Origin of the sequence: Bdellovibrio sp. GT3, assembly GCF_037996765.1 — a bacterium.
Classification (GTDB): domain Bacteria; phylum Bdellovibrionota; class Bdellovibrionia; order Bdellovibrionales; family Bdellovibrionaceae; genus Bdellovibrio.
The window spans coordinates 1,572,324-1,598,673 of sequence record NZ_JBBNAD010000005.1 but is presented as its reverse complement, the minus strand read 5'-3'; the positions used below and the strand labels follow the sequence as shown (position 1 = coordinate 1,598,673).

Annotated in this window: 26 protein-coding genes; 15 read left to right on the top strand and 11 right to left on the bottom strand. The window is 47.0% G+C overall.

All coding sequences use genetic code 11. The features are described from left to right. The first annotated feature begins 65 nt into the window (after window positions 1-65). The gene (locus AAAA73_RS15200; protein WP_340599327.1) at window positions 66-440 is read left to right on the top strand and encodes a Crp/Fnr family transcriptional regulator; all 375 of its coding nucleotides are present in this window, start codon (window positions 66-68) and stop codon (window positions 438-440) included. A gap of 130 nt (window positions 441-570) precedes the next feature. Continuing rightward, window positions 571-1,665, top strand: a complete 1,095-nt coding sequence (locus AAAA73_RS15195) for a hypothetical protein (RefSeq protein ID WP_340599326.1) — start codon at window positions 571-573, stop codon at window positions 1,663-1,665. Between the two features lie 26 nt (window positions 1,666-1,691). On the opposite strand, the gene AAAA73_RS15190 is transcribed toward AAAA73_RS15195, so the two are convergent. Next, window positions 1,692-2,381, bottom strand: coding sequence for a flagellar brake protein (locus tag AAAA73_RS15190; protein ID WP_340599325.1), 690 nt, complete (start codon window positions 2,379-2,381; stop codon window positions 1,692-1,694). A 3-nt stretch (window positions 2,382-2,384) separates the two neighbouring features. Then, window positions 2,385-3,869 carry a glycerol kinase GlpK gene (gene glpK / locus AAAA73_RS15185; RefSeq protein WP_340599324.1) on the bottom strand — a complete coding sequence of 495 codons (1,485 nt, stop codon included), beginning with the start codon at window positions 3,867-3,869 and terminating at the stop codon, window positions 2,385-2,387. Window positions 3,870-3,904: 35 nt separating this feature from the next. On the opposite strand from glpK, the gene AAAA73_RS15180 reads away from it, so the two are divergent. Continuing rightward, window positions 3,905-4,675 (top strand): lysophospholipid acyltransferase family protein, encoded by a 771-nt coding sequence (locus tag AAAA73_RS15180; RefSeq protein ID WP_340599323.1) that lies wholly within the window; start codon window positions 3,905-3,907, stop codon window positions 4,673-4,675. A gap of 21 nt (window positions 4,676-4,696) precedes the next feature. On the opposite strand, the gene AAAA73_RS15175 is transcribed toward AAAA73_RS15180, so the two are convergent. The 7 genes from AAAA73_RS15175 to gpmA all read right to left on the bottom strand — a co-directional run bounded on the left by AAAA73_RS15175 (window position 4,697) and on the right by gpmA (window position 9,145). After that, window positions 4,697-4,879, bottom strand: a complete 183-nt coding sequence (locus AAAA73_RS15175) for a hypothetical protein (RefSeq protein WP_340599322.1) — start codon at window positions 4,877-4,879, stop codon at window positions 4,697-4,699. Window positions 4,880-4,892: 13 nt separating this feature from the next. Then, window positions 4,893-5,321, bottom strand: a complete 429-nt coding sequence (locus AAAA73_RS15170) for a hypothetical protein (protein ID WP_340599321.1) — start codon at window positions 5,319-5,321, stop codon at window positions 4,893-4,895. 107 nt (window positions 5,322-5,428) lie between these two features. Continuing rightward, the gene (hutI, locus tag AAAA73_RS15165) at window positions 5,429-6,667 is read right to left on the bottom strand and encodes an imidazolonepropionase (RefSeq protein ID WP_340599320.1); all 1,239 of its coding nucleotides are present in this window, start codon (window positions 6,665-6,667) and stop codon (window positions 5,429-5,431) included. Window positions 6,668-6,930: 263 nt separating this feature from the next. Continuing rightward, on the bottom strand, window positions 6,931-7,488 hold the full coding sequence (locus tag AAAA73_RS15160) for a sugar O-acetyltransferase (protein WP_340599319.1): 558 nt from the start codon (window positions 7,486-7,488) through the stop codon (window positions 6,931-6,933). 308 nt (window positions 7,489-7,796) lie between these two features. Next, entirely contained in the window at window positions 7,797-8,012 is a 216-nt protein-coding gene (locus AAAA73_RS15155) for an Hsp20/alpha crystallin family protein (RefSeq protein ID WP_340599318.1), read from the bottom strand. Further along, on the bottom strand, window positions 7,994-8,230 hold the full coding sequence (locus AAAA73_RS15150; protein ID WP_340599317.1) for a hypothetical protein: 237 nt from the start codon (window positions 8,228-8,230) through the stop codon (window positions 7,994-7,996). Before AAAA73_RS15150 ends, AAAA73_RS15155 begins: the two co-directional genes overlap by 19 nt. Before the next feature lie 168 nt (window positions 8,231-8,398). Continuing rightward, window positions 8,399-9,145, bottom strand: coding sequence for a 2,3-diphosphoglycerate-dependent phosphoglycerate mutase (gpmA, locus tag AAAA73_RS15145; protein WP_340599316.1), 747 nt, complete (start codon window positions 9,143-9,145; stop codon window positions 8,399-8,401). A gap of 149 nt (window positions 9,146-9,294) precedes the next feature. Here gpmA and AAAA73_RS15140 point away from each other — a divergent pair, with 149 nt between their 5' ends. The 9 genes from AAAA73_RS15140 (at window position 9,295) to AAAA73_RS15100 (ending at window position 22,479) form a co-directional block, all read left to right on the top strand. Continuing rightward, the gene (locus AAAA73_RS15140) at window positions 9,295-11,997 is read left to right on the top strand and encodes a 2-oxoglutarate dehydrogenase E1 component (RefSeq protein ID WP_340599315.1); all 2,703 of its coding nucleotides are present in this window, start codon (window positions 9,295-9,297) and stop codon (window positions 11,995-11,997) included. 12 nt (window positions 11,998-12,009) lie between these two features. Beyond that, window positions 12,010-13,296, top strand: coding sequence for a 2-oxoglutarate dehydrogenase complex dihydrolipoyllysine-residue succinyltransferase (gene odhB, locus AAAA73_RS15135; RefSeq protein WP_340599314.1), 1,287 nt, complete (start codon window positions 12,010-12,012; stop codon window positions 13,294-13,296). A gap of 273 nt (window positions 13,297-13,569) precedes the next feature. Then, complete coding sequence (locus tag AAAA73_RS15130) at window positions 13,570-14,424, top strand: hypothetical protein (RefSeq protein ID WP_340599313.1); 855 nt, start codon at window positions 13,570-13,572, stop codon at window positions 14,422-14,424. A 148-nt stretch (window positions 14,425-14,572) separates the two neighbouring features. Continuing rightward, on the top strand, window positions 14,573-14,983 hold the full coding sequence (locus tag AAAA73_RS15125; RefSeq protein ID WP_340599312.1) for a DoxX family membrane protein: 411 nt from the start codon (window positions 14,573-14,575) through the stop codon (window positions 14,981-14,983). A gap of 7 nt (window positions 14,984-14,990) precedes the next feature. Next, entirely contained in the window at window positions 14,991-15,776 is a 786-nt protein-coding gene (locus AAAA73_RS15120; protein WP_340599311.1) for an SDR family NAD(P)-dependent oxidoreductase, read from the top strand. Window positions 15,777-15,953: 177 nt separating this feature from the next. Next, window positions 15,954-17,363, top strand: a complete 1,410-nt coding sequence (gene lpdA / locus AAAA73_RS15115; RefSeq protein ID WP_340599310.1) for a dihydrolipoyl dehydrogenase — start codon at window positions 15,954-15,956, stop codon at window positions 17,361-17,363. A gap of 160 nt (window positions 17,364-17,523) precedes the next feature. After that, entirely contained in the window at window positions 17,524-18,315 is a 792-nt protein-coding gene (locus tag AAAA73_RS15110; RefSeq protein WP_340599309.1) for a hypothetical protein, read from the top strand. Window positions 18,316-18,464: 149 nt separating this feature from the next. Continuing rightward, window positions 18,465-20,219, top strand: a complete 1,755-nt coding sequence (locus AAAA73_RS15105) for an amidohydrolase (protein WP_340599308.1) — start codon at window positions 18,465-18,467, stop codon at window positions 20,217-20,219. Between the two features lie 52 nt (window positions 20,220-20,271). Next, window positions 20,272-22,479, top strand: coding sequence for a hypothetical protein (locus AAAA73_RS15100; protein WP_340599307.1), 2,208 nt, complete (start codon window positions 20,272-20,274; stop codon window positions 22,477-22,479). A gap of 20 nt (window positions 22,480-22,499) precedes the next feature. On the opposite strand, the gene AAAA73_RS15095 is transcribed toward AAAA73_RS15100, so the two are convergent. Beyond that, window positions 22,500-23,879 (bottom strand): hypothetical protein, encoded by a 1,380-nt coding sequence (locus tag AAAA73_RS15095; RefSeq protein ID WP_340599306.1) that lies wholly within the window; start codon window positions 23,877-23,879, stop codon window positions 22,500-22,502. 150 nt (window positions 23,880-24,029) lie between these two features. Between AAAA73_RS15095 and AAAA73_RS15090 the strand changes: the two genes are divergently transcribed. The 3 genes from AAAA73_RS15090 (at window position 24,030) to AAAA73_RS15080 (ending at window position 25,832) form a co-directional block, all read left to right on the top strand. Continuing rightward, a complete protein-coding gene (locus AAAA73_RS15090) occupies window positions 24,030-24,881 on the top strand; it encodes a radical SAM/SPASM domain-containing protein (RefSeq protein ID WP_340599305.1) in 852 nt (283 codons plus the stop codon). A 132-nt stretch (window positions 24,882-25,013) separates the two neighbouring features. Beyond that, window positions 25,014-25,448 carry a hypothetical protein gene (locus AAAA73_RS15085; protein ID WP_340599304.1) on the top strand — a complete coding sequence of 145 codons (435 nt, stop codon included), beginning with the start codon at window positions 25,014-25,016 and terminating at the stop codon, window positions 25,446-25,448. Window positions 25,449-25,559: 111 nt separating this feature from the next. Further along, window positions 25,560-25,832 (top strand): hypothetical protein, encoded by a 273-nt coding sequence (locus AAAA73_RS15080; protein WP_340599303.1) that lies wholly within the window; start codon window positions 25,560-25,562, stop codon window positions 25,830-25,832. A 57-nt stretch (window positions 25,833-25,889) separates the two neighbouring features. On the opposite strand, the gene AAAA73_RS15075 is transcribed toward AAAA73_RS15080, so the two are convergent. After that, the gene (locus tag AAAA73_RS15075; protein WP_340599302.1) at window positions 25,890-26,273 is read right to left on the bottom strand and encodes a GlsB/YeaQ/YmgE family stress response membrane protein; all 384 of its coding nucleotides are present in this window, start codon (window positions 26,271-26,273) and stop codon (window positions 25,890-25,892) included. Between the last annotated feature and the right edge of the window lie 77 nt (window positions 26,274-26,350).

The window sequence follows — 26,350 nt, the reverse complement described above, 5'->3', positions numbered from 1 at the left end:
TTGCCGCTGCCGCCTAAATTTGCTTAGAATGAAAGTTCATCATCATTAAAGAGGGGCAGACACGAATGTCAGCATTTGAGCAGCTTCATAAGCAGGAATTCAAAGCCGGGGAATTTATTTTCTTTCAAGGAGATGTGGAAAGACATTTCTACATTATCGAGTCCGGCACTGTGAAAATCTGCACCATGGATCGCAGTGGTAAAGAAGTTGAAATCAGCACTATCAATGAGGGTGAGTCGTTCGGTGAATTTGCGATGCTGGACAATGCTCCCCGCTCTGCTTCTGCAAAGTGCGCAACTGATGTGGTTGTGGTCCGTGTATCTGAAGATGGCTTTCAGGAGTTACTGAACGATCTTCCGGTGTGGGCAAACTGCATGCTAAAAGCCTTTGTCGGCCGTCTGAAAAAAATGATGGATGATCAGAAAGATCAACAAGCCTAGATACGGGCCTCTTTCATTCTAAAATATGGCAAATTTGAGCACTTGTCGAATGCTTGAGTAGGTGCAATGAAAGCTATTCGCTCCGAGGGTGGTTTAAGATTTGCTCATAGGAAACTCATTGGAGATTCCTATGAAAAAGCCCCTTCTGAATGTGTCTATTCTTTTGACGGTTATTTCCCAACCAGTCGTCGCGGCGGAACGCTGTGAAGCCGTATTCGGCGAGGTTTTCAACAGGACTCTTGAGGTAACTGGCCCGGCCCTTCTGACTCAAAAACAATATCAGGAATTTTTAAATTCGGTTGATGGATTGCTGGGACCTCTGAAGGCACCTGAAAACCTTAAGGTCACCATGACCGAGCCTGGAGTTGGTGGTGTATTTTCTAAGGACGGAAACCTCATTGCCGTTCCGACTTCATTTTTAAAATATGGCGAAAGCAAAGGCAGTCATCCTAAGTTTACCACGGCCATTCTGGCCCACGAATACGGGCATGCTGTATTGAACCAAAATATCAAAGATTATTCCAAGTTGTGGCACTCTTACGAAACCGAACGCACTGGCAGTGCGGAACGTGCTCAGAAGGCAATGAGAGATACCGTGGAAGCGTTAAATGCGCTACGCAACGCCAAAACTCCGGAAGAAAAGGCTGCAGCAGAAGCCAATAAAGCAAAAGTCTTCGCCGAAATTAAAGTATCCAGCGAGCGTGGGACTGACTTGGTAAAGATGTTAACAATCATGACCGCTTACAATGAGATGTTTGCGGATACGGTGTCTGTAGTTCGCTTTCAAGATCCAAGAATTATATTTAAGTCCTTATCTGGGGATGCGCTAATTGCCAGTTCTGTTAAGATGTATAAGGATCCGGCAACAGCATATGCCGTTAGATTTTCGGAAAAAGATTTGAAGCGGATTACTTTGGAAAACAGACAGTTTGATAAGAGCTGGGGACCCGCGAATTTGCAGCAGTGGCAAAAGGATATCTCCGCCACTATCGCAAACAAAGAAATGCACCCTTACCTTTTATTGGCGCCAGCAAGATCAGCAATTTGGGATGCAATTAAGAACAAGGTTCGCAATCCCGCAGAACAACCGCAAATTCTTGCCAAGCTATTGCAAGTCATTGGAAACCATTTTGAAGCAAATTTTCAGGATATTAAAAACGCACAGACTTTAAATCCAATGGAAATGAATCAATCCCTCATTCGTGATATTGAAAAAGCCTTTTGAGTCAGGATGGGAAGGGAATAGCAGAATCAATCCTCAGAGGAGAACTTGATAAAAATCTCGCGCTGCAAATCGACCATCATACTTAAAAGCCGACTTTCCATGCGGGTATCGACGTTTAAAAACTGCATCCCGGCGATTTGAATTCCATCCTTTAAAGAGGCAAAACGCACTTCCAGGTCAAAATCAATCGGACGACGAATCCCCAAGCGCATCGACCCTTGGACTTTATCACCCACCTGAAGAGCTGGGAGCTCATGGGGAAATGCGATTTTTAAACCGCCTGCGCTGACATCCAGAATCTTGGAATCCAGAAAGAACTTCTGTGCGCCATGCTTGGTCAGCCTGAAAACACCATCATATTTTTTAGGCAAATCAATGCGGGCATTCGCGCGACGTTGTAGTTGAAACAAATCCACATCAATTTTCAAATGCGCCCAACCCGTGGAAAAACTTAACTCTGTACGAAAGAAATAGCGTTCATCTTTAAAGGCAAAGTTCACCATCACAGACTGGTTCTTTTCGAACAGCTGCGAATTGGAGGTGTGATGACACAGAAGATCCACGTCTTTTTCCGTCTGCACCGCAATCAGGTTGAAGAAGGAATCATCATCCCCCTTCACATTGATCTGAAGTTTGTCGTGTGCAATTTCTCGAAACAGAAATTTCTTTTCAGAAACGGGCACTTTTTTAAAAATATTCTGTGTCATCTGAACCATTTTTTACACTCTGCTCAAAGCTTCCTGCCAACGCACATGTCGTGCTTTGCGGTCCTTCAATGCCATTTTGACTTTAAATTCCTTGTCCGTCGCCCAAATTTTTCTGATTTCAGCCATATTTTTCCACAAACCACACCCCAGTCCGGCCATAAATGCCGCCCCCAAAGCTGTCGTTTCCAAATTTTTAGGACGAATGACGTTAACCCCGGTATAGTCGGCCTGCATCTGCATCAAAAGATCGTTGGCGGCCGCACCACCGTCCACGCGAACGGATTTTAATTTCTTACCCAGATCTTTTTCCATCGTGACCAGAATATCCACGTTTTGCAAAGCCATCGCCTCTAAAGTGGCGCGCGCAATATGTGCCTTGGTGGAACCACGGGTAAGTCCACAGATGACTCCCCGGGCATCCGGCTTCCAATGAGGTGCACCCAATCCCGTCAATGCCGGAACAAACTCCACCCCATCCGTGGTGTTGACTGTTTTGGCAAGGGCTTCGATCTCTGAGGACTGCTGAAACAAGCCCAAGCCGTCACGCAGCCACTGAACCGCAGCTCCGCAAACGAATGCTCCGCCCTCGAGGGCATAGGTCATATCACCATCTTTCAACTTCCACGCGACCGTGGTCAGAAGACGGTTCTTTGATTTCACCGCTTTCTTGCCGGTGTTTAGCAATAGAAAACTGCCGGTGCCGAAAGTACATTTGGAATCACCCAGGTCATAACAGGCCTGCCCAAACAATGCGGATTGCTGATCGCCCAGGATGCCGCAAATAGGAACTCCATCCGGCATAAATCCCAGTCCGCGCGTAACACCGAAGTCCGCGTTGGAAGGACAAATCTCCGGAAGCATGGCTTCAGGCACTCCGAATAGTTTCGTCAAATCCTCATCCCACCAGCCGGTGTGAATATTCATCAACATCGTTCGCGAAGCATTGCTGACATCTGTTTTATGCGATTGACCCTGGGTCAAGCGGAACAGCAAATAGGTATCCACCGTCCCCGCCAACAGATCCCCGCTACGTGCGCGTTCTTTGGCGCCTTTTACGTTTTTCAAAATCCACTGAATTTTGGTTGCTGAAAAATACGGATCCAAGACCAGACCGGTTTTCGCGGTGATCATCTTCTCTTTTTTCGCCTTCTTCAGTTTTTCACATTGTGATTTCGTGCGACGACACTGCCAAACGATGGCATTGTAAACGGCTTTGCCATTTTTCTTATCCCAAACCATCACGGTTTCACGCTGATTGGTGATACCGATCGCTTTGATATCTGATGCTTTGATTTTCGCTTTTTCGATCGCCATTCGCATTGATCTTTGCGTCGTGTACCAAATGTCCTCAGGATCGTGCTCCACCCATCCTGGCTCCGGAAAAATCTGCTTAAAAGTTTCACGCGCTTCGGAGACAAGACCTCCGGCTTGATTGATAATACAGACTCTGGAGCTGGTTGTCCCTTGGTCGATGGCCATGATAAAACTAGAAGTCATATTTATTCACCTCAGGTTTAGGTATAGGAATAATCATGAAGAATTTCCTGCAGAAACCCAACGAAAAAATTTTCGGTTTGAAGAACCTCGACAAGGACACATTGATCTTTCGAGTCTTGCCGCGTTTTCTGTTGGAAATCCTTCGCAAGTATTTCCGCATGGAGATTCTGGGAGCTGAAAACATCCCCCGCCGTGGCTCCGTCGTCATTGCTCCCAATCATTCTGGTTTTTCAGGTTTTGATGCATTTTTGCTGGGCCACATCGTTCAGGAAGAAGGCAAGCGCGTGCCTCGCGTGCTTACCCATCATTTTTGGTTCCTGACGGAAACCACCGCAATTCCGGCCCACAAAATGGGCTTTACCGAAGCGACTTACGAAAATGGTGTGAATGCGCTTAAAAAAGGAAATGCCATCGTCCTTTTCCCAGAAGGTGAAGCGGGAAACTTCAAGCCCACGACGAAACGCTACCAATTGCAGGAGTTCAAACGCGGTTTCGTGCGCATGGCACTGGAAACCGGATCCCCGATCGTGCCTGTGGTGATTTTGGGAGCAGAGGAAACTCACATCAATTTGAAGAAGTTGAAATTTACGAAGTTCCTGAAAGGATCAGTTATACCACTGCCTTTGAATATTTTGCCGCTGCCGGCAAAGTGGCGCATTCGTTTCTTGGAGCCCATTCATTTGCCTTATAAACCCAGCGCCGTCGATGACGCCGAGCTGGTGCATGAAATCGCCCAGGATATTCAGGAAAAAATGCAAGCCGCCATCGAGGAAGAGATCAGCCACCGAGGCAACCCGTTCCTTTAGTTAATTCATGAGATTTAAATATTATTTATTTGAATCGGGAACGTCAGCGCCGACAGCCAAAAGAATCGACTGCCACTTCGAAGTCAAAGCGCCAGGATCGTCAGGGTTACGACTGACGAGTTGGCTGACTAAAAGAGCCGCCACACCTGTTGCAATGACGAGGAGGAGCACGTACTCCACCACGATCTGACCACGTTTATTCATAGGGATAATAGTATCACAGTTCCTGAATGCTGCTAGAACGAACTAGACTAGCTGGCTTCCAGTTGTTCATTGTCATGCGCAAGGTATCGATTAATAGATCCAGATTCTCATCTTCGAGCGGTCCACGTAATCCGATGACCACATCCTCGCCCCATTTTTCAACTTCAAGAGGATTCTCGGATTTGGCATTTTCGAAGGACAATTGGAAACTGTCAGAAGTCGGATAAATCATTACCAGAATATTGGCGCCAGATGCTTTGGCTGCCTCTTTGGCTTTCGCTGTTTCTTGAAACAGCTGTTGCTGCACCATGAAGTAAATTTTCAAAGCCAGTGCTTCATGAAATTGCGCAAAGTAAATGCGAACCGGGCCGTCGAATATAGCGCTGTTAAACGCAGGATTAAAATATTTCGACTGCATCAATGTCGTATATGATGATCTCACTAGTTGCTCCCCCCCGGTCACACCACAAGACTAGAAAGAAAAGAGCATAGAGTTCAAACAAAAATTTATAATTTATGTAAGATTCTTAAATTTTCTGACGCAATGGGTTATTTAAGACTGTCATAGATCTTCTTCCCTCGAGAGAAAACCATCTTTTGAGGTCGTTCACCGACACTATAGAATAAACAATCCCAGCTCTGGTCAATGCACAAAATATCAGCAGACTTGCCAACTTCCAACGAACCCACTTCGTTTTGCATATTCAATGCATGAGCCGCACCCACTGTGTAGGCACCGATCACCTGTGGCAAAGTCATCTTCATTTCCAGACGTGCCAGCAAGCCCACCAAATTCAAATCCTGTGTGGGAGAAGTGCCTGGATTGAAATCCGTCGCAAGGGCCACGCGAGCGCCGGCTTCGATCAGTTCTTTGGCTTTTGGATAATTTGTTTTTGTATAAAGGTCAGCGGCTGGCAACATCACACAAGTGACATTGGAATTCGCCAAGTTTTTGATTTCTTTTTGAGTGATCTGCAAAAGATGGTCACCTGACAAAGCGCCCAGCTTCACCGCTAAATCCGCCCCACCCGACAATGTCATTTGATCTGCATGGATTAAGATATCAAAACCAAGTTCCTGCGCTTTACGCAGATATTTTTCGGACTCCTCCAAGGGAAAAAATCCTTTTTCGATGAACACATCAACACGTGAAGCGAGTTTCTTCTTCTTAACCTGTGGCAAAACCACATCGCCCAAATGTTGAAGATAGGATTCGTAAGTTTTAAATTCAGGTGGCAGAGCATGGGCCCCCAAGAACGTCGCAACTGTGCGAGCGCCCTCAAGCTTTTGCACGCTTTGCAAAACCTTCATCTCGTCTTTTAAATTAAGAGCATAACCAGATTTAATTTCAACCGTCGTCACACCTTGAGAAACAAAGTGATCCATGCGCTCTTGTCCCGTACGAACAAGTTCTGCGACAGAAGATTGACGAGTATTTTTCATCGTCGACAAAATACCGCCACCCTTAGCAGCGATCTCCTGATAAGAAACTCCCTGATTGCGCATTTCAAATTCAGCCGCGCGATTACCAGCATAAATCAAATGCGTATGACACTCGATCAAACCCGGCAACACGGTCAAACCTTTGGCGCTGATTTCTTTGATTTTAGATTTCGTGTATTGTTTTGGAACTTTGCCTGAAGCCCCGATCCATTGAATGACGCCTTTGTCGATTAAGATCGCCTGCTTTTGGGAAATCCCCAAATCAGCTTCCGTCACACGACGCCCTTCTTTGGATGCCGCCCCCGCCATTGTCAATAGAGTGGAAATATCACGAATTAAAACCATGCCCCAAAGGTAACAGTTCCCTTCTATAGAGTCCAATCGAATTGAATTCGGATGCATTCAAAAAATGGAACTTAGTTTGCAACGACTCAGCAACACTCGTGGCGACAAATAACCATACCAATGAGATGCATGTTGATTTTGCTCGGAAGGCAGCTTCCAAGAATGAACGCGCGTACCATGTATGTATGGCTGATCAACTCACTGCAGAACCGCTGCGGTTCCGCAGCGCAATACAAAAGGGAACTGTTAACTCTTGAAAGGACCTAATCCAGTTGTCTAATTATTTTTGCAGGATTCCCGACGGCCAAAACGTTAGCTGGAAGGTTTTTCGTCACAACGGAACCAGCTCCAACAACCGTGTTATCACCGATTGTGATGCCGGGACAGATGATGGCGCCTCCGCCTAACCAAACGTTGTTACCAATCGTAATTGGTAACGCTGACTCAAGACCGCTTTTACGGGTTTTTGCGTCTAGTGGATGAGTGGCCGTATAAAACTGCACTCCAGGAGCAATCTGACAGTCCTCGCCGATGGTGATTTTGTTGCAGTCTAAAAATACCGCATTGAAATTGATAAAAGTGCGTGAACCGACGGAAATATTGAACCCGTAATCAACTTGAATCGGAGGACGAACCACCACCCGCTCCCCGACACTTCCAAAAATTCGACTTAATAGACTGCTGCGAAGTTCTGAATCTGCAGGGCTGGATTGGTTGTATTCCATGACTTCCTGCTGAGCCAATACTTGCTCTGCCTGAAGGGCTGTATCCGCCATGTACAACTCACCCGCCAACATTTTTTCTTTCTGCGTTTTTTCCATAAAATCCCCCCGCACTCCGATCTTAGCATCGGAATGAGGGAGTGCTTAGCTAAAATTTGATGATTGATAAGGCAGGTCTGAGGAACTTCGAGGCCAAAAAGGTCGAAGGAAGGATTGGAGAATAACAACGAAACGCACGGGAGAGATTGGAGGAAAAGCATTGCAGCCTCTGGAGGGTGAAACCCCTGCAGACTTGCCTTACCAACCTCAAACTTTAGCTAAGCACTCCCCGCCGTCGCTCTTCGAGCTATGGCGTGGCAAGCCCGCACGGAGCGGGCCTGTCACGCCGTAGCCTTGGCGAAGGCGGATTATTGTACTTTGATCGAGCGGCTTTTTGTTCCTTCGGCTTTTGGCAAAGTCACAGCCAGGACGCCGTCTTTGTAAGAAGCTTCGATCTTGTCACCCGCCACATGCACTGGCAGGGAGAAAGTTCTTTGGAACTTGCCGTAAGATCGCTCGGAGTATTTTTTATCTCCGGCTTCCTTCATTCGTTCACCTGAAATAGTCAGAACGTTGTCGGCCATTTCAATTTTAATGTCTTCTTAAAGCCCGGCAAATCAGTCGTTACGATATAGGCATTTTCATTTTCCTCAATGTCTACGGAGGGTGAAAAATCCATCGTTGCCCGAGTAGGAGCACCAGTCCGAGCGCGATCCACATCATTAAAGAACTCTTCAAATTGACTGAAGATATCGTTAGATGGACGACGGTTTGACCATGGTGATAATGAACGCATTGACATAAAATCCTCCTAATAAATTCAAAATTGCTCTGACATTGTCAGAGAGATTTTAGCTTAAAATCGAGGAAGCTTCCGGATCACTTCTCATAATTAACTATGGAATCGATCCAAAAACTGTCAAGGCGGGGTCAAAAAAAAAGGGGGATTCTAAAAATCCCCCTATGAAAACTATTTTGCTTTTCCCTGATTTGCGACAGCTTCCATCGCTGCCTTTACTTCATCCGGATCACCGACAAATTCCTTGCCGATCACCTTTAGATCTTTATCGAGTTCGTACACTAGCGGAATACCCGTCGGCATATTCACGCCCATGATCTGATCTGGTGTCATATTTTCAAGGTGTTGCATCAAAGCACGCAAGCTGTTGCCGTGGGCCACGATCAAGACTTTTTGGCCGGATTTGATTTTAGGAGCAATAGTTTCGTTCCAAATCGGCAGAAAGCGCGCAACCGTCTCTTTTAAGGATTCTGCGCTGGGCAAAAGTCCCGGGGGCACATTTTTGTAGCGCGGATCGTGCGAAGGATGACGGGGATCATTGTTTTCCATAGCAGGTGGCATAACATCGTAACTGCGACGCCAGATCTTAACTTGTTCTTCCCCATGACGGGCTGCAGTTTCTGCCTTGTTAAGTCCCTGAAGAGCGCCGTAGTGACGTTCGTTCAAGCGCCATTCTTTGTGGACAGGAAGCCACACTTGATCGATCTCGTCCAAAACGAAATTGAGGGTTTTAATCGCGCGTTTTAGTACGCTTGTATAAGCAATATCGAACTGGAAGCCTTTTTCGTGGAGTGATTTGCCTCCTTTTGCAGCTTCGGCACGACCTTTTTCGGAAAGATCAACGTCTTGCCAACCTGTGAAGCGATTCTCTTGATTCCAAACACTCTCACCGTGTCGAATTAGCACCAACTTATACACGCTTAAACTCCTTCTATTTCAATAAAATCAGAGCTATCATGACCGTGCATCCTTGAATATGAAAACTCTGAATTTTTGCTATGCATTAATGCGTTACAAATGCGCGAGTTTTTGGAAAAAACAAGGGACTGCGTAAAGTGAGGAATTCCGTGAACAACAATGGTATCAACAGTTCAAATCTTGAATACATTGAAGCACTCTATGGTGACTTCAAAGCAAAGCCTGAAACGCTAGCTCCAGAGTGGAGAAGTTTCTTTGAGGGAGTAGAGTTTGCTCAATCCGGCAAATTCGGGATGTCCGACAAAGAGCTTTCAGTCTTTCAGTTGATTCAAGCTTACCGCGCGCAAGGACATCTTGAAGCGGATTTGAATCCCCTTTACAAACCCGAAGCCAACGAAGCTTTGAATCTGAAGACATTCGGATTGAGCGACAAAGATTTGAATGCAAAATTTCAAATTGGTGCTTTGGTTGGAAAACAAAATGCAACCCTGGCAGAATTGATCGCGCATTTGCAAAAATCCTTCTGCGGTAAAATCGCATTGCAAGCTTCTGATGCTACGGCAGCAGAATACAAATGGTTATTGGCAGAGTTTGAAACTCCGTCCTTCAAACTATCCCCTGAAGAAAAGAAAAATGTTCTGGCTTCTTTGACGAAGGCAGAAACTTTGGAAAAATTCGTTCACACCCGTTACGTGGGAACAAAGCGTTTCTCTGTTGAGGGCGCGGATTCAGTTCTGGCAATGATGGACACCGTGGTAGAGCGTGGCTCTGCGGTTGGCGTGAAAGAGATCCACATGGGCATGGCCCACCGTGGACGCGTGAACATGCTGGTGAATTTCTTCGGCAAGGGCGAAGAGTACGTCTTTGGTGATTTCAATGGTCCGTTGGAACTTGAAAAACCAATCGAAGACTTCGATGGCGACGTAAAATACCACTTGGGGTATAAATCCGAGAAGAAAGCGGCTAACGGTTCTTCCGTTAAAGCAACTCTGGCTTACAACCCTTCTCACTTGGAAACTGTGAATGCAGTAGCCTTGGGGATCACTCGTGCCTCCCAAGACCTGAACGGTGGCGACAGAAAAGGTGCCGTCTGCGTATTGATTCACGGAGACGCCGCTTTCGCGGGCCAAGGTATCATCCAGGAAACAATGCAAATGGCAGCCGTTCATTCGCATACTACTGGCGGTACAATCCATATCATCATCGACAACCAGGTGGGCTTCACGACGGGCTCTAAAGATGCTCGTTCCACTCGCTATGCTTCTGATGCTGCAAAAATGACTTTCACACCGGTCCTTCACTGTAACGGTGATGATGTTGAATCCTGTGTTCGTGCGATGGACATCGCGGTTCGCTACCGTCAGCAATTTGGCAAAGACGTGGTTGTGAATTTGATCTGTTACCGTAAATACGGTCACAACGAGGGTGACGAACCTGCTTTCACTCAGCCATTGATGTACGATCTGATCAAAGCCCACCAGACAGTTCGCGAAATCTATGCCGCGAAATTGGCTGGCGAAAACAGTATTGATAAAAAAACCGCGGACGAACTTTATCAAAAAGCGATGGATCGTCTGCAACAGATTTTTGAAGACACCAAAAAAGCGTCTCCTAAGCTTAAGAACTTCAAGTTCGATGGCAACTGGTCAGGACTTCGCAAAGGTGTTGAAGCCGATGCTGATAAACCAGTAAACACGGGCTTTGACCTGGCGAAACTAAAACAGATCGGTGAAAAAGCCGCTTCTTACCCGGCTGACTTTACTCCGCATCCTAAGTTGATCAAACTTCTGGAAAGCCGCAAAGACATGGCTTCCGGTAAAACTTCGGTTGATTGGGGTATGGGCGAATTGTTGGCGTACGGTTCTTTGCTTTCTGAAGGCAAATCCGTTCGCTTGACTGGTGAAGACTGCGTGCGCGGTACTTTCACTCACCGTCACGCGGGTATGTACGATGTAAAAACAAATAAAGCATTCTTCCCTCTGGCTGATACAAATCCAAACGCAAAACTTTTGGCGGCAGAATCCATTCTGTCTGAGTACGGCGTAATGGGTTACGAATATGGATACACGGTACAGGATCCAAACACTTTGGTGATGTGGGAAGCCCAGTTCGGTGACTTCGTCAATGGCGCGCAAATCGTGATTGACCAGTACATTGCCGCGGCAGAATCCAAATGGCAGCAAATGTCCGGTTTGGTTCTTTTGCTTCCGCATGGTTACGAAGGCCAGGGACCAGAGCACAGCTCTGCCCGTCTTGAGCGCTTCTTGCAAAGCTGTGCTTTGTACAACATGCAAGTGTGCAACCTGACGACGCCAGCACAGATCTTCCATGCTCTTCGTCGCCAAGTGGTTCGTGATTTCAGAAAACCTCTGGTGATCATGACGCCAAAATCTTTGTTGAGACATCCAAAGGCGGTTTCACCAATTGAGGATCTGGCGAATGGTTCCTTCCAACCGGTACTGGCTGATAACACTGACAAATCCAAAGTGGACACGGTGGTGTTTGTTTCCGGTAAGTTCTACTATGAACTTCTGGATGAAAGAGAAAAATCCAAAAAGGATAATGTCGCTCTGGTTCGCCTTGAGCAGATTTATCCATTCCCAGCTCGTCAAGTGGCGGAAATCCTTAAGGGCTATCCTAAAGCGAAGACACTTATCTGGGCTCAGGAAGAACCGAAAAATATGGGTGCCTTCCAGCACGTCTACTTCAAGTTCATTGAAGTGGTACAAAAAGCTGGTTTGCAACTGCGTTTTGAGTACGCGGGCCGTCCTGAAAAGGCGTCTCCGGCTGTGGGATCCATCCACAGACACAAAACGGAACAAGCTGACATTATTAAAAGCATCTTTAGCTAAAGGATAAGCAACATGAAACAAGAGATTAAAGTTCCCGCAGTAGGCGAATCGATCACTGAAGCGACGATTGGCAGCTGGACGAAAAAATCCGGCGACTTCGTAAAACGTAACGAAGTTTTGATGCTTCTTGAAACTGATAAAGCGAGCGTTGAAGTTGTCGCTGAAAACGATGGTGTTTTGACTATCCTTCCTGGCAGCGAAGCCGGCGCAACGGTATTGATCGGTGCGACGGTAGCTACTTTGGATACAGACGCTAAAGCCTCTGCAGATGCCCCTGCGGCAGCACCAGCGGAAAAAGGTTCTGTACCTCCTCCGCCACCTGCTCAGCCTGCAGCTCAAACATCTGCTTCCCCTGCGGCTGCCCCTGCTGGATCCAATCCTAATCTTTCTCCAGCGGTTCAAAGAATCGTGACTGAAAACCAGATCGATCCATCCCAAGTGGCTGGCACTGGTAAAGATGGTCGTTTGACTAAGGGTGATGTTCTTGGTGCCGCTCCAGGCACAGCAGGAAAATCAGCTCCAGCAGCAGCACCTTCTGCAGCCCCAGCAAAAGCGGCGGCACCAACAGTGGTACCGGTTGCGACAGGCCCATCTAAACAAGGTGATAAAAAACTTGTTCCGATGACGACGATCCGCAAACGTATCTCTGAAAAACTAAAAGAAGCGCAAAACACTGCGGCACTTCTTACGACTTTCAACGAAATCGACATGACGAAAGTGATGGAGCTTCGTGCGAAGTACAAAGACAAGTTCAAAGAAAAATACGGAATCAATCTTGGGTTCAACGGCTTCTTTGTAAAAGCCTCTGTTGAAGCTTTGAAAGCCTTCCCTGCGGTGAACGCTTGGATCACTGGCACTGACGTCGAATACCACAACTACTTCAACATCGGTATCGCGGTATCGACAGAGAAGGGTTTGATGGTTCCAAACGTTAAGGATGCAGATACTTTGTCTTTGGCAGGTATTGAACTGGCGATTCGTGATTTGGCAGCTAAGGGCCGCGATGGCAAGATCTCTCCAAACGATTTGGGTGGCGGTACTTTCTCCATCACAAACGGTGGCGTGTTCGGTTCATTACTTTCAACGCCAATCGTGAACTTCCCACAATCAGCAATCATGGGTCTTCATAAAATCCAAGACCGCCCAATGGCGATCGATGGTAAAGTTGAAATCCGCCCAATGATGTACGTGGCTTTGACTTACGACCACAGAATCATCGACGGTAAAGAAGCCGTTAGCTTCCTGGTTAAGATCAAGGAGCTTGTGGAAGATCCTGAAAGACTACTACTAGAAGTATAAAATAGAAAACCCCGCGCACCCCGCGGGGTTTTGTTTTTTCGATAGTAACATTTCAAAAATTCGATCACGTTAACTATTCAGATCACGACACTTCAAAAATATTTTTAAAATTTACCTTATATGCAGTGATTACTTAGCACTGAATGTTTTTGTTTCTATCTAAACTCTGATCGAAATATTTCGAGTTCCACTTTGATACTGACTCAACTCGAATTTATTCAACTCTCGCGTCGTCCTGTAAAATGTTTGAACAAAACGAGCCAGACTTAAGTCATGAAAACTCTCGCCGATAGTTCCACCTGCTTGGAGGCACTAACGATGGGAACAGTTGGAACAAAGGTAATTTTAGTAGGCTTGGCTTTTGGTAGCATGATCGCATGCAGTCCGAAAACACAATATGACAACTTCATTGCGGATCAAGGCTACATCCCGTTTCAACAGCCTTTGGCAGATGTGGGCGTGGGCTCATTACTGTCTGGTTCACCAGAGCAACTGCGCTTGGTGTCTCCATCAAAAACATGCTTCCCTTCAACATTTGAAGGTATGCCGACAAATCTTTATCAAACCACAGCGGCAGAAATGCCAGACATCGCCAAAAACATGTCACTCAGCGCCGGGATGGACGCGAATATTATCGCGGGGAACGGAACTCCCCTTTTTAAAATCAAAACAGGTTTCACCAAACTAAAAACTTTGGATGTGCACATCGAGGGCGCAACAGTGGAGTACCTGGACGAGTTGGCATTTTACGACTGGGTTTATTCGTCCTACTTCCCTCAAGCCTGCATGAACTATCTGACCAAAAATGGCAGTTTCATCCGTCAGGCTTTAAGAGTCGACAGAATGAGCTTCCAATTTAAAGACTCCAAAGGTGGATTGATCGCCTTGAACACGGGGATCATCGAGGAAATCGTCGACTTCGAAGTGGATGTTAAATGGGAAATCACAAATAGCTACACACTAACTATCAAGACTCCCAAATATGTCGGTTATCACCTGGCCAAAGTGGATCCACAAAATCCAGGCACTGTGGCCTACATCGCCAGCGACCTGACCAAGAAAGGTCAATTCGATTTCGTCGCCGTCCAAACATACACCGACAGCCGCGGCCTAGTCTCCTCCTACTAACCGCCGCCAACCGAACACCCCGGACAATCTCCGGAAAGGCGCCTGCAAACTCGCACGTTTTTTGATACACACTGCGTATCAAAAAACGTGCGAGTTTGCAGGCGCCTTTTTATAGGTCTACTATCTCTTTATGGATAGGAGACCCATCATGAATTTGAACCATCAGGATATTGCTGTTTCTATTTTGCGGATTGCTTTGGGGATTAACATTTTTCTTCATGGCGTCGTTCGTTTCGGAGCCAATTACAGCAAATTCATCACTTGGATCACGGACACATTTAAGGATGCTCCCCTGCCACAATGGTCGGTTGTGGCTTTTGCCTATGCCATTCCACCCTTAGAGGCAGCCATTGGCTTATTGTTAATTCTGGGTCTGTTCACTTTTCCGACGCTGATTGCGGGACTTGCCCTTATGATCATGCTCATGGCGGGAAGCTGCCTGATTCAAAACTGGGACATGGTGGGAATCCAAATGATTTACATTCTGCTTTACACCGTGGTTTTGTTTTTCCTGAACTACAACCACTACTCCATCGACGTGATCGTCAGAAAAAGATAGGTGCAGCATGAGCAACAAATTAGCCTTAGTCACTGGCTCCACGGCAGGAATCGGATTCGCAATTGCACAATGCCTTTCCAAAAAAGGTTTCGATGTGATCATCAATGGACGCTCCGAAGAACGTGTCAATAATGCCATCAACGAACTGATCAAAACCGGCGCAAACAAAGTCTCCCTTCACGGTGTGGCAGCAGATCTTACCACCACCGCTGGCACCTCTAAATTAATTGAAAAGTTTCCTGAAGTGGATGTACTGGTAAATAATTTTGGCATCTTTGAACCCAAAGAATTCGCCGACATCACGGATGCGGACTGGGAAAAAATGTGGAATGGGAATTTTATGTCGGGAGCAAGACTATCCCGCCACTACTTCCCGCGCATGCTCAAAAAGAATAACGGCCGCGTGATTTTCATTTCCAGCGAATCTGCGATGCAAATCCCCACCGAGATGATTCACTACGGAGTTTCAAAAACCGCACAGGTCGCCTTAGCCCGCGGCATGGCTGAAGTGGCCACGCGCACGAATGTCACTGTGAACTCTGTTTTGGTCGGCCCCACAAAATCCGAAGGAGTTGGGACCTTCCTGAAACAACTCGCTGAAAAAGATGGACTGACCGAAAAACAGGTGGAAGAGGGATTCTTTAAAACAGCACGCCCGACTTCAATCATTCAAAGGTTTATCCGCACGGAAGAGATCGGCAATGCGGTGGCTTTCCTGGCATCTGATGAGGCCTCTGCCATCACCGGCTCCGCGATGCGAGTCGACGGTGGATTGCTTAAGACTATGGTATAAGCCCCAAAGCCCAAACAACCACCTAAGTAGCTGTAATTTGGTTGTTTTTTCACACTACATCATGACGCGTGTCATGAATTCTAAGTGACCATCAGTGCTAATATAGCGTATATATGGAACGGACTTATTTTGAGTAAAATAGGTCCGTTTCTGTGTTCATCAAAGGAATTTACATTTATGGCAGACAATCAATTTGATCTTATTGTTATCGGTTCTGGTCCCGGCGGATATGTGGGCGCAATTCGTGCGGCACAACTGGGTCTTAAAACTGCGGTTGTTGAAAAAGACAAAACTTATGGCGGCACTTGCTTGAATGTAGGTTGCATCCCTTCCAAAGCTCTTCTTGAAAGCTCTGAACACTACCAGGCAGCTCAACATGATTTCGCTGCTCACGGTATCAAAGTTCCAAAGGTGGAGCTGGATCTTGAAACGATGCTGGGTCGTAAAGACAAAGTCGTTAAAGCCAACACAGATGGCATCAGCTTCCTTTTCAAGAAAAACAAAATCACAGGCTTCAACGGTTTCGGCAAAATCCTGGGCGCAGGCAAAGTCGAAGTCAAAGGCGACGACGGCAACACACAAGTGTTGACGACAAAAGCAATCCTGATCGCTTCCGGCTCCGTGCCGGTTGAATTGCCATTCTTGAAATACGACGAAAAAAGAATCGTTTCCAATACTGGTGCCTTGATCATTCCTAAAGTGCCAAAAACAATGATCGTAGTTGGTGGCGGTGTGATCGGCCTTGAACTTGGTTCAGTATGGCAACGCCTGGGTGCTGAAGTGACAGTGATCGAGTACACCAACCGTCTGGGTGGACCGACTGATCAAGATTGTATGACAGTGCTTAAGCGCAACTTGGAAAAAGAAGGCATGAAGTTCCTTCTTTCTACCAAAGTGACCGGCTCCAACGTTGTTGGTGACGGTGTTGAAGTGACTTATGAATCTTTGACGGATGGTAAAGCGACTACGGCGAAAGCTGAAGTCGTACTTGTGGCGACAGGTCGCAAACCATTCACAACAGGCTTGGGGCTTGAAGACGTTGGTATCCAAAAAGATCCACAAGGTCGCATCACAGTGGATGGCCACTACCAAACAACGGTTCCTGGCATTTATGCCATCGGTGACGTAATTGCAGGACCAATGCTTGCGCACAAAGCGGAAGAAGAAGGCGTGGCAGTTGCAGAAATGCTGGCTGGTGGCGCAGGTCACGTAAACTACAACACAGTTCCGGGCGTGATCTACACTCACCCCGAAGTGGCGACAGTGGGTTTAACTGAAGAGCAATGCAAAGAAAAAGGCATCGAAATCAACGTGGGTAAATTCCCGTTCATGGCCAATGGTCGTGCTCGCGCGAAAGGCTTCACGGAAGGTTTCGTGAAAATCATCGCGGATAAGAAAACAGACAAAATCCTGGGCGCCCACATGGTGGGTCCAAGTGTTTCTGAGCTAATCCACGAAGTGATCGTTTGTATGGAGTTCGGCGGCAGCAGCGAAGATCTGGCTAGATCTTTCCACGCCCACCCGACCTTGTCTGAGGTCGTGCGGGAAGCGGCCCTTGCGGTTGAAAAGCGCGCTCGTCAGATGTAATCGCTTTCAAAAATTTGAAATCCATACGAAGCCCTCGGAGACCCCGGGGGCTTTTTTTTTACTTTAAGATACCGCTAAAACAACCAAATAAGTCCAGTTCCATTCGACAAACTTTAAGCCCGCCCCCCTTATTGTTAACATTGGTTAAAAGAGGGGCTTTATGAAACTAAAGATCGCATTAATTGCAGCTTCAACGCTGGCGTTTTCAATCGCATCCGCAGAAAACGTAGCCGTTATTAATGGAAAAAAATATACCTGTAAAGACGGCGCAAGCCTTTTAATCAATAACGGTGTCGCGATCTGCGACGGCGAAGTTATTCAACCCGATGCTGCCTCAGAAGAAATTGCTGCAGATGTTATCGATTCTGCACTTCAAAAAAAACCATCCATTAAGATAAAGAAGTCTGGCACAAAGAAAGCGCAACCTCCTGTCGGAAGAATGGATGCTGAAACTTTGAAAAAGAAAACCTTTCAAGCCGTTAACAACACAGTTTCAGCGGAAGAGTTTCCTCAAAAATGTATAATCAAATACTCCATTGCATCGAAAGAGACGACTCGAAAAGGTGGCGTTTCTAAATCCAAAGATCCCACAAAAGAAAAAATGGCCATCTTCGACAAAGGAATTGCTGACGGTCTTTCTCCAGAAGAAATCCTGGCAAAGGTAAAGGCCTATGACGCAAAAAACACGGGCGCCGAAACATCCCAACAACTGACCGCAACCCTTCTTTACCGATCAGGTGGTGTAATCAAAAAGGAAACAATCCTGGATTTGCAAACTTCAGTGGAAAACGCTTCCGATCTTTTGGGCAACATGAAGGACGTCATGGTGGATTTTAACGACCGCTACTGCAAAGAATTCCGCGCCGATACGGAATCCGAAGACAGTGCTCCGACGCAAAATAATACTAATAGCAACAGCAACAAAGGCAACTCTCGACCAGCTGTTCAATAGTTTCACTCAACAACATGAGTTCAATCCAGCCCTCGGAATTTTTCGGGGGCTTTTTTTTTGCCACCCTTATAACAACTTTTGCAAAACTACATCACTAAATCTGATTACAAACCGTACCGCCTTTGAGGGAATAAGCTGAGGTGGTAACCATGAGATTGATTGCAGCAATTACTCTGATCCTGGGATTTCAAGCAAACGCCAAAGCACCGGATGCCATTTGGTACGGCGGTCCGATTCTTACTATGAACGACAAACTTCCCCAGGCCGAAGCCATTGCCATCAGTGATGGAAAGATCACCGCGGTGGGTGCCAGGAAAGATCTTTTAAAAACCAAATCGGCAGCCACCCGCCTGATTGACCTTAAAGGGAAAACTCTGCTGCCCGGCTTTATTGATGCCCACTCTCACGTATCCATGGTGGGACAACAGGCGATCAGCGCAAATCTACTTTCCCCTCCGGATGGCCCCATCACTTCCATTCCTGATTTACAGGCAGCTCTGACTGAATACATCAAAGCCTCCCCCACCCCGAAAAAGTACGGGATGGTATTGGGTATGGGCTATGACGATGCCCAGCTAAAAGAACAGCGCCACCCGACACGCCAGGATCTGGACAAAGTTTCAACTGAAGTACCGATTGTGATCATGCATCAGTCAGGACACTTTGGTGTAGCAAACAGCAAGGCCTTGGCAATGGCTGGCGTGAATAAAAATTCTGCGAATCCCCCAGGAGGCGTTATTCGTCGCCAATCCAATTCTGAACCCAATGGCGTCCTGGAAGAAAACGCTTTCTTTTTAAGCTTGGTAAAACTTTTTCCCAAGATGACCGAGTCCCAGAAAATAGAAATGCTGGAAGCCGGAATAAAAATATATAAAAGTTATGGCTACACCACCGTTCAAGACGGACGAAGCTCTCCCGAACAGATTGCCGCCAACATCGCAGCAGCCAAATCCAAAAGACTTGATGTGGATATCGTCTCTTATCCTGACGTTCTCACTCCAGGAACAGAGGAGCTGATGAAGGCCCCGTACTTTCACGACACCACACAAAAACCAAAGTATCAAAATCGCTTTCGTATCGGCGGTGTCAAACTGACTTTGGATGGATCGCCACAGGCAAAAACGGCATGGCTCACTAAGCCGTATTATAAAGTTCCCGAAGGCCTTCCTAAAAACTACTCAGGTTACGAAGTGGTTCCTGACGCCAAGGTGCTCGAAGTACTTGAACAATCCCTACGAAACCATTGGCAGATCATCACTCATGCGAATGGTGATCGCGCGATTGATCAATTGATCACTGCCATAAGAATCTCCGAAAAAAAATATCCCGGTGTCGATGTCAGACCGGTACTAATTCATGGACAAACTTTACGCAAGGATCAGATTGCTGATCTAAAAAAGCTTAAAATATTTCCGTCCCTATTTCCGATGCACACCTTTTACTGGGGTGACTGGCATCGCACCTCGGTGTTGGGGCCAGAGCGTGCCGAAAATATTTCACCGACAGGTTGGGTGCTGGCAGAAAATATGAAGTTTACCTCCCATCATGATGCCCCTGTGGTTTTTCCAGATTCCATTCGCGTCCTGGCATCCACAGTCAATCGCACAACCCGTAGTGACTATGTCCTGGGTCCCGAGCAGCGAGTGGATCCATTGACCGCATTGAAGTCCCAGACCCTCTGGTCAGCTTACCAACATTTTGAGGAAGGCTCGAAAGGATCGTTGGAGGTGGGGAAACTGGCGGATTTCGCGATCCTTTCCGAGAACCCCTTAACGATCCCACCGGCACAACTGATTAACATCAAGGTTCTGGAAACCATCAAAGAAGGCAAAAGCATTTACTCGAGAAATCCGGACAAACCCGAGGGAAATATCAGCTATCACAACTCACATGATTCAAAATAAGACACCATCTTAGCTCATCTAACCAATGAATATTTCCGAAGAGTTTCCTTGAATGCGGAACTCTTTTTCATTCTTATTTTGCCTGATTTCAATCTTTTCAGGACCCGTGCAAGCGGGTCCTTTGGAAGCCCTTTCTGAACAGGCCTACAAACTGACTGGCAAAAAGTGCGAACCAGTTTCCACAAAACCTGTGGACCCCGCCTGCGAGCCCGCAAATAATACCCTAAAAAAATCCTCGCAAGAACTTGGTAAAATCAGCCAAAACATTTCTGAAAGCCAGGAAGACCACTACTTCGTGCTACTGGCCGAGCAACAAGGGCGCGAACTGCAGTGTGCAAGTGACTTTGCAAAATCTGCAGTCAAAGACCTCGACAAGAATTTTGCAGCCAGTGACTTAAAATCAAAACTTACGATGGCAAGATTCGCCAGACAAAAAGCCCAGGAGCTTGGAAAAAAGATCGTCAGCGATCCAACACTTTCCACTCCCGTGTGCCCACAAAGTTTTGAAGCCTTGGAAGGTCAATACCCCAAAGGCACCACTAAGGGTGCCAGCTACCAAGCCTGCAAAGAATGGATCGGCTACCGTCAGTCCTATCAGGCTATCTTAAGCGCGATTCCCTTATCCGGTTCACCAAGCCTGAAGAAAGTCATTGAGGACTATGCCAGCAGCAAGGATGAAAAACCGGTTTCACAACTGCAAAGTGAATTGAAAAATGCTTACTCCTCAACCCAGCAGATTCTTGATTCAAATCGCGATCTGCTTAAGAGCGCTTTAAAAGAAAAAGGCGCCGAAGGCTTGGACCGTGCGGCCCGCAACGAACTCCTTGCCGATCCAGCGTTAAGTGCGGCAATTCTAAAATCCAATCCCGCGTTCTCTGAAGTGGCATGTCATGCAAATGCCCGCTATGGCGAGGGTGCCGACAACCTGAATAACAGCGTGATGGTGGGTTCACTCTTGATGGGCGGAGGCGCTGCCGTACTAGGAAAAGTGGGCGCCGCCACCGCTCGTGCAGTTGAAACCTCCACGTTGGCACGGACCACAGGAATGGTTTCGCTGAACGGAATGAAGATATTAAAGTCAGCCGCACTCGGTGCTGACTTCGCAAGTATGGCGGCAGTGACTCATCAAGCCTGCTTCAGTGAAAAGCTCTCTACACTGAAGGCAGCCAACGCCTGCGTGAGTGCGCCAACAGCCGAGCAAGTCGAAAAGGACAACTGTCTGCTGTCGGCTTCGCTTCTGGCACTAGGCGCGATGCCACAAAGCTTGGTGAACGAACTGTCTACGCATATTAAAACCATGGTCGCCACCGAAAAGCGCAATGCTTTACTTGATGCCGCTGACAATAATTGGAAATCGGTCTCGACAACGACGCCGGCTTCCGGCAAGGCCAGCAAGGCTTCAGTTCAAACTTCCAGCAACATGTCTGCCTTGGAGAAGCAATTATCTGAAGGTACCATTATCTCCAGAAAAACCGTGGGCGAAGGGACCTTCGGAGCCCAGTATGTTAAGTACGATAACGGCATGGAAGGTGTCTGGAAAGCGACCGACAACTCGTGGGTTTCAAATACCGCAAACAATGAAGTGGCGGCCTATCAAGTTGATAAGTACCTTGGTTTAAAATCGGTGCCTGTCACAGTTAAAAAAGAAATGAATGGCAGAGAAGGAGCCGTCCAATACCGCGTGAAAGATCTTAAAAAACTCAAAAACAGTGAAGACTACGAGGGCGACCCTGCAGAACTGGGTTTCTTAGACTATCTTATCGCCAATGGCGACCGTCACGGACGAAACTATCTGCAAAAATCAGATGGCAAAGTTGTGGCGATCGATCACGGCCTTGCTTTTGACAACGGAAAATCCACGGAACCCCTCGCGCATTTCAACAATCGCGTGGATCGACTGGAAAAAAACTTAAAAAAACAGGCCGAGATCACCGCCAAACTTTCCCAGGGCAAAGGCCGGGAGGCCGCGCTTAAGCAGGAATTAAAAGACTTGAAAGATGACGCTTCAGAGCTGCAGATGAATATCAATGCCTTCATGCCGCATCAAAAGGTCGTTGAAAAACTGCGCCAAACAACGGCGGAAGAATGGCGTAAAGTCGTGGGCGACAATCTGACTGACAAACAAATCGAAGCCCTGCAAAAAAGACAGATGATTCTACTAAGAGATATTGAAGATGCGGAAAAACGCATCGGCAAGGACCGCCTCTACCCTGCCGGCGACAACTCACCATTGCTGAAAACAATGGAAGCCTACGACTAGATACGCCCGTGTAGCCGGTTTTACGGCTGCACACAAATCCAAGGGCGATTCGAAGTGTCTTTCATCACAACTCCCTCGACTCTTCCACTGAAAAGTTCAGATTTAATTTCAAACACACCTGCCCGAGCAATAACATCTGCAGACTTCAAAGCGAAAGTCCAACCCAACTCACAAGGCACGCCGGCTTGAAAGCGAATAAAGACGGAATTGGGGTCTGCCAACAAACTGTTCTGTTGATTTTGAAATTGAAACTTTAACTCTTTAGCCAGCGGAGTGTAACGAAGCCCTTCATCACGGCCCAGGTAAAAACCCTTGGGTGAAAAGCTTGTCTTCAGCGCCGCTGCTGGCACAGAAACAAATACAACATCTTCCTGCTTCAACAAATTGCGGGTTGGCGCAAGATCTTCACTGATTCTATCATTTAATTTTTTCAGCTCTTTATTGATTCCGGCAACCAACGAGGAATCAGCAGTCTCCGCCAATGGCGCGATGTCTTTTAAAAGAATTTCGACTGGAGTTTCGCCTTTAGCAACGCGACTTTGCCAGTCTACCGCAGAATACTGGCTGCGAAGAATGAAACTCGCAACGCCGCCAACAAAGTAACCTTCAGTATCAAGTTCTCTGAAGCCAACGGCATGGTGACCATTCAACAGGCTCGAATTAATAATATCCTTCGAGATTTCCTCTTCGGTTGCACTACATCCCCGTGCTTTCAGGACTTCAGCGACAGCTTCAACATAGCGAGCTGTTCCTTCCCGTTGATCGGTTGACATGGCTTTTTCTGTAGGGTCAGCTTTCAGCCATTCGTCATACCAATAACGAGCATTCTGTAGATGAACCTGAACATCCCCTTTTGATTTTGCAACCAATACTAAATTTTTGTACAACATCGCACGAGCAATGCGCGGCTGAACCAACAATGGAACCCAAGTCCCACGCACTCGAGCTTTTTCTTCAGCCCACGATCTTTGATCGACCATGTGAAAACCTTCATGAATGGCCAACTCAAGGGCTTTGCTGGGAAGACCGGGCTTAAAAACACCAAATTGGCTGTCCACATACAGAATCTCACGCCCCTGATAAGGAATGCGCGAATAGGAAGTTTGAAAAACGTGAGGCGGCAGTTCTTCATTCGGTATTGTCGAAATAGTCTGACTCTTAGGAGACACCAGAATCTGGCGGGTCATCTCTTTATTGATCAACAGGATATCCATACTTTGCAGCTTAAGATCCGGCCACAAGCGGTTTGGACACTGCCCTAAAACCGTCATAAGCGAGTGCGCGATTTTATTGGTCTCTTCGATCTTCGGATACTGAGTTTCGGTATGTGCATAGGAAGGTGCTGTAAAGACCATAGACAAGGTCACCAATTTTAGGCCCAAGGCTGCTCCAAAACGCATATAACTCTCCTAATTTATAAGTTTTCCTAAAATGCAGGTCCCGTGCCGGGGGATGCCCTTTGCGGGTTGATAAAAAAGGCCTCAGCAGGTATTGGTTTTCCAACTTAAAAAAGGGCCGAATCTATCAAACCCACCAAACGCTTTCATAAAGTGAATATCGAGATCAGCAACGTCTGCAATCTGCAGTGTAGCTTTTGTCCGCCTGTGGAGCGTGAGAAGAAGATGATGACCCTGGAGACCTTCGAGAGCGTGGTCTCCCAAGTGGCTCCCCTGACCGATCAGGTGACCCTGCATTTGATGGGCGATCCGTTGGTGCATCCGAAGCTTGCTCAATTCATCGAAATCTGCGCTAACCACCAAGTGCCGGTATTCCTGGTTACCAATGGCGTGTTGATGAATGAAGTCCGCGAAGAACTGCTGTTGAACCCGATCCTGCGTCAGGTGAATTTCTCTCTGCACAGCTTTCATGATAACTACGGCGACAAGGATCCGACGATCTATTTAAACAAAATCTTCCGCTACACCCGTCGCGCTTTGGAAGAGCGTCCTGATTTATATCTCAACTATCGCCTGTGGAATCTGGATGCCCCGTTGGGCACGGGTGCTCACAACAGATCCATGCTGGATCGCGTGTGCACGGAGTTTGGGTTTAACTTTAACGAAGCCATCGACGTGCGCCGAAACAAAAGCGTGCGCATTCATAATCGTCTGTATTTGCACTTTGATACCGAGTTCACATGGCCTTCGGTGGACTTACCTATCCTTGGTACCAAGGGCACCTGCTATGGCCTTTCCAGCCACTTTGGCGTGCTGGCAGACGGCACCGTGGTTCCCTGCTGTTTGGATAAAGAGGGTAAGATCCCTTTGGGTAATGTTAAGGACCTCACGGTTCTGGAAATCCTGAATTCCGAACGTTCCATGAGTATTTTAAAGGGCTTTAAAAACAATAAGCTGGTTGAAAACCTTTGCCAGCGCTGCCAATATATCACCAGATTCAATTAAAACGATCCCCGCACCTTTTCCTTCTAAAGGTTAGATCAAAACCTTCGAAACCTTCTAATTTACACGCTGCGTTATTTATCATAAAACCCTCTCCAACGAAGACATACACAGAAAACTTTTAAAGGAGATTTTATGAGAAACGTTATCGCTACCCTTACAGTTCTTTTGGCAACTTCCACAGCAATGGCTGGCATCAGCATGGATAGCAGCTGTGTGGCCATCCAAGCCAACGGCAATGAAATCCGCTTGAACCACATGGGAGTTCCCACGATGCCTTATACAGTGGAAGCCGAAGGGTTGGAGATCGAAGAAAGATTCACCACTTTTGCTGGTCAAGCCTACAGTGAAGCCTATGGAGTAAATAGCGAACTGGTATTTAAAACCATTTCAAAAACCACCATTGAAAAGAATGAGATTCACGAAGAAGAAAACTGGTCCGAGGAGTCTGTGAGCGAAGTTAGAATCGTTAAGCTTGTCGGCATCTCCCCAAAACTTGAGAAAGCTTTGTCTCTGAAAAAAGGCGCGAAGCTGGCCTTCGTTTGCTCTGACCGCCGAATTTATCGCTAGATTTTACCTTTTTCCAAGGTCTCTCCCCCAAGGAGGGGCCTTTGGCCAAGTTCGTGGACAAATCACCATCAGATATGGCATCTTCCAGCCTTATTTCAATCTGGAGAGCCCATGGAAGAATACGCAGGCGTTAATCACGTTCCACCACAACCCCCAAAATCATTCCGCGTGACAATCGAACTTCACCGTTCCGCGAAGCGCCTGGATGTGGTTTTGTTGAATGCTCTTCGCAATCAAAAAGAAAATCTGAACCTGTTCAACATCACTCGCACGACTTTCAAGCAACTATTTCTTGATGGTCGTATCGTGATCAAAGGACAACGCGCGAAAGTTTCCTCGAGCGTTGCCAAAGGTATCACTTACGTCGACATTCTTGGTTACTAGTTTAACCAACCAATTCCGCCGAAGATAAAGGGAGCCCATATGGCTCCCTTTCTTTTTTTAAGGACGTGGCCCCTCTTGATAATCTCTTGATTTAGGAGGAGGAGGCGTTTTCGTATAGGACTGAGAGATGTCCTGGTCTTTTCTAAAGGTCGATGACTTCGTCTGTGCCTGGCGTTTGTCCCACCAGTTTTTCACAAGACCTGCCAGTATCATAACAACCGCTCCCCCGATACCGGAGCCGGCGATATTACTGAATATCGCTCCCCCTTGAGTCATGGGATTCACCATACCCGTGATTGCTGGTCCCCCCAGAAAGCCTCCGACAATTCCGGCTATGGAATTCCCTGCAGGTCCGAGGTTCAATTTCTTCAATAAAGATCCGGCGATATTACCGCCGGCCAACCCAGAAAGAAGCGTGGTAAGAATTGCTCCAAAATCCATGGTGTACCTCCGTTGCCTTGATGGTTTCACCGCCCCAGCGGCAGAACAAGACCCGTAGGGAAAACACAGTGCTTGGA

Excerpts from the sequence above, each read along its gene's own strand:
- AAAA73_RS15200 (WP_340599327.1), top strand. The coding sequence starts at position 66 with ATGTCAGCATTTGAGCAGCTTCATAAGCAGGAATTCAAAGCCGGGGAA.
- AAAA73_RS15195 (WP_340599326.1), top strand. The coding sequence starts at position 571 with ATGAAAAAGCCCCTTCTGAATGTGTCTATTCTTTTGACGGTTATTTCC.
- AAAA73_RS15190 (WP_340599325.1), bottom strand. The coding sequence starts at position 2,381 with ATGGTTCAGATGACACAGAATATTTTTAAAAAAGTGCCCGTTTCTGAA.
- glpK (WP_340599324.1), bottom strand. The coding sequence starts at position 3,869 with ATGACTTCTAGTTTTATCATGGCCATCGACCAAGGGACAACCAGCTCC.
- AAAA73_RS15180 (WP_340599323.1), top strand. The coding sequence starts at position 3,905 with ATGAAGAATTTCCTGCAGAAACCCAACGAAAAAATTTTCGGTTTGAAG.
- AAAA73_RS15175 (WP_340599322.1), bottom strand. The coding sequence starts at position 4,879 with ATGAATAAACGTGGTCAGATCGTGGTGGAGTACGTGCTCCTCCTCGTC.
- hutI (WP_340599320.1), bottom strand. The coding sequence starts at position 6,667 with ATGGTTTTAATTCGTGATATTTCCACTCTATTGACAATGGCGGGGGCG.
- AAAA73_RS15160 (WP_340599319.1), bottom strand. The coding sequence starts at position 7,488 with ATGGAAAAAACGCAGAAAGAAAAAATGTTGGCGGGTGAGTTGTACATG.
- AAAA73_RS15155 (WP_340599318.1), bottom strand. The coding sequence starts at position 8,012 with ATGGCCGACAACGTTCTGACTATTTCAGGTGAACGAATGAAGGAAGCC.
- AAAA73_RS15150 (WP_340599317.1), bottom strand. The coding sequence starts at position 8,230 with ATGTCAATGCGTTCATTATCACCATGGTCAAACCGTCGTCCATCTAAC.
- odhB (WP_340599314.1), top strand. The coding sequence starts at position 12,010 with ATGAAACAAGAGATTAAAGTTCCCGCAGTAGGCGAATCGATCACTGAA.
- AAAA73_RS15130 (WP_340599313.1), top strand. The coding sequence starts at position 13,570 with ATGAAAACTCTCGCCGATAGTTCCACCTGCTTGGAGGCACTAACGATG.
- AAAA73_RS15125 (WP_340599312.1), top strand. The coding sequence starts at position 14,573 with ATGAATTTGAACCATCAGGATATTGCTGTTTCTATTTTGCGGATTGCT.
- AAAA73_RS15120 (WP_340599311.1), top strand. The coding sequence starts at position 14,991 with ATGAGCAACAAATTAGCCTTAGTCACTGGCTCCACGGCAGGAATCGGA.
- lpdA (WP_340599310.1), top strand. The coding sequence starts at position 15,954 with ATGGCAGACAATCAATTTGATCTTATTGTTATCGGTTCTGGTCCCGGC.
- AAAA73_RS15110 (WP_340599309.1), top strand. The coding sequence starts at position 17,524 with ATGAAACTAAAGATCGCATTAATTGCAGCTTCAACGCTGGCGTTTTCA.
- AAAA73_RS15105 (WP_340599308.1), top strand. The coding sequence starts at position 18,465 with ATGAGATTGATTGCAGCAATTACTCTGATCCTGGGATTTCAAGCAAAC.
- AAAA73_RS15100 (WP_340599307.1), top strand. The coding sequence starts at position 20,272 with ATGCGGAACTCTTTTTCATTCTTATTTTGCCTGATTTCAATCTTTTCA.
- AAAA73_RS15095 (WP_340599306.1), bottom strand. The coding sequence starts at position 23,879 with ATGCGTTTTGGAGCAGCCTTGGGCCTAAAATTGGTGACCTTGTCTATG.
- AAAA73_RS15085 (WP_340599304.1), top strand. The coding sequence starts at position 25,014 with ATGAGAAACGTTATCGCTACCCTTACAGTTCTTTTGGCAACTTCCACA.
- AAAA73_RS15080 (WP_340599303.1), top strand. The coding sequence starts at position 25,560 with ATGGAAGAATACGCAGGCGTTAATCACGTTCCACCACAACCCCCAAAA.
- AAAA73_RS15075 (WP_340599302.1), bottom strand. The coding sequence starts at position 26,273 with ATGGATTTTGGAGCAATTCTTACCACGCTTCTTTCTGGGTTGGCCGGC.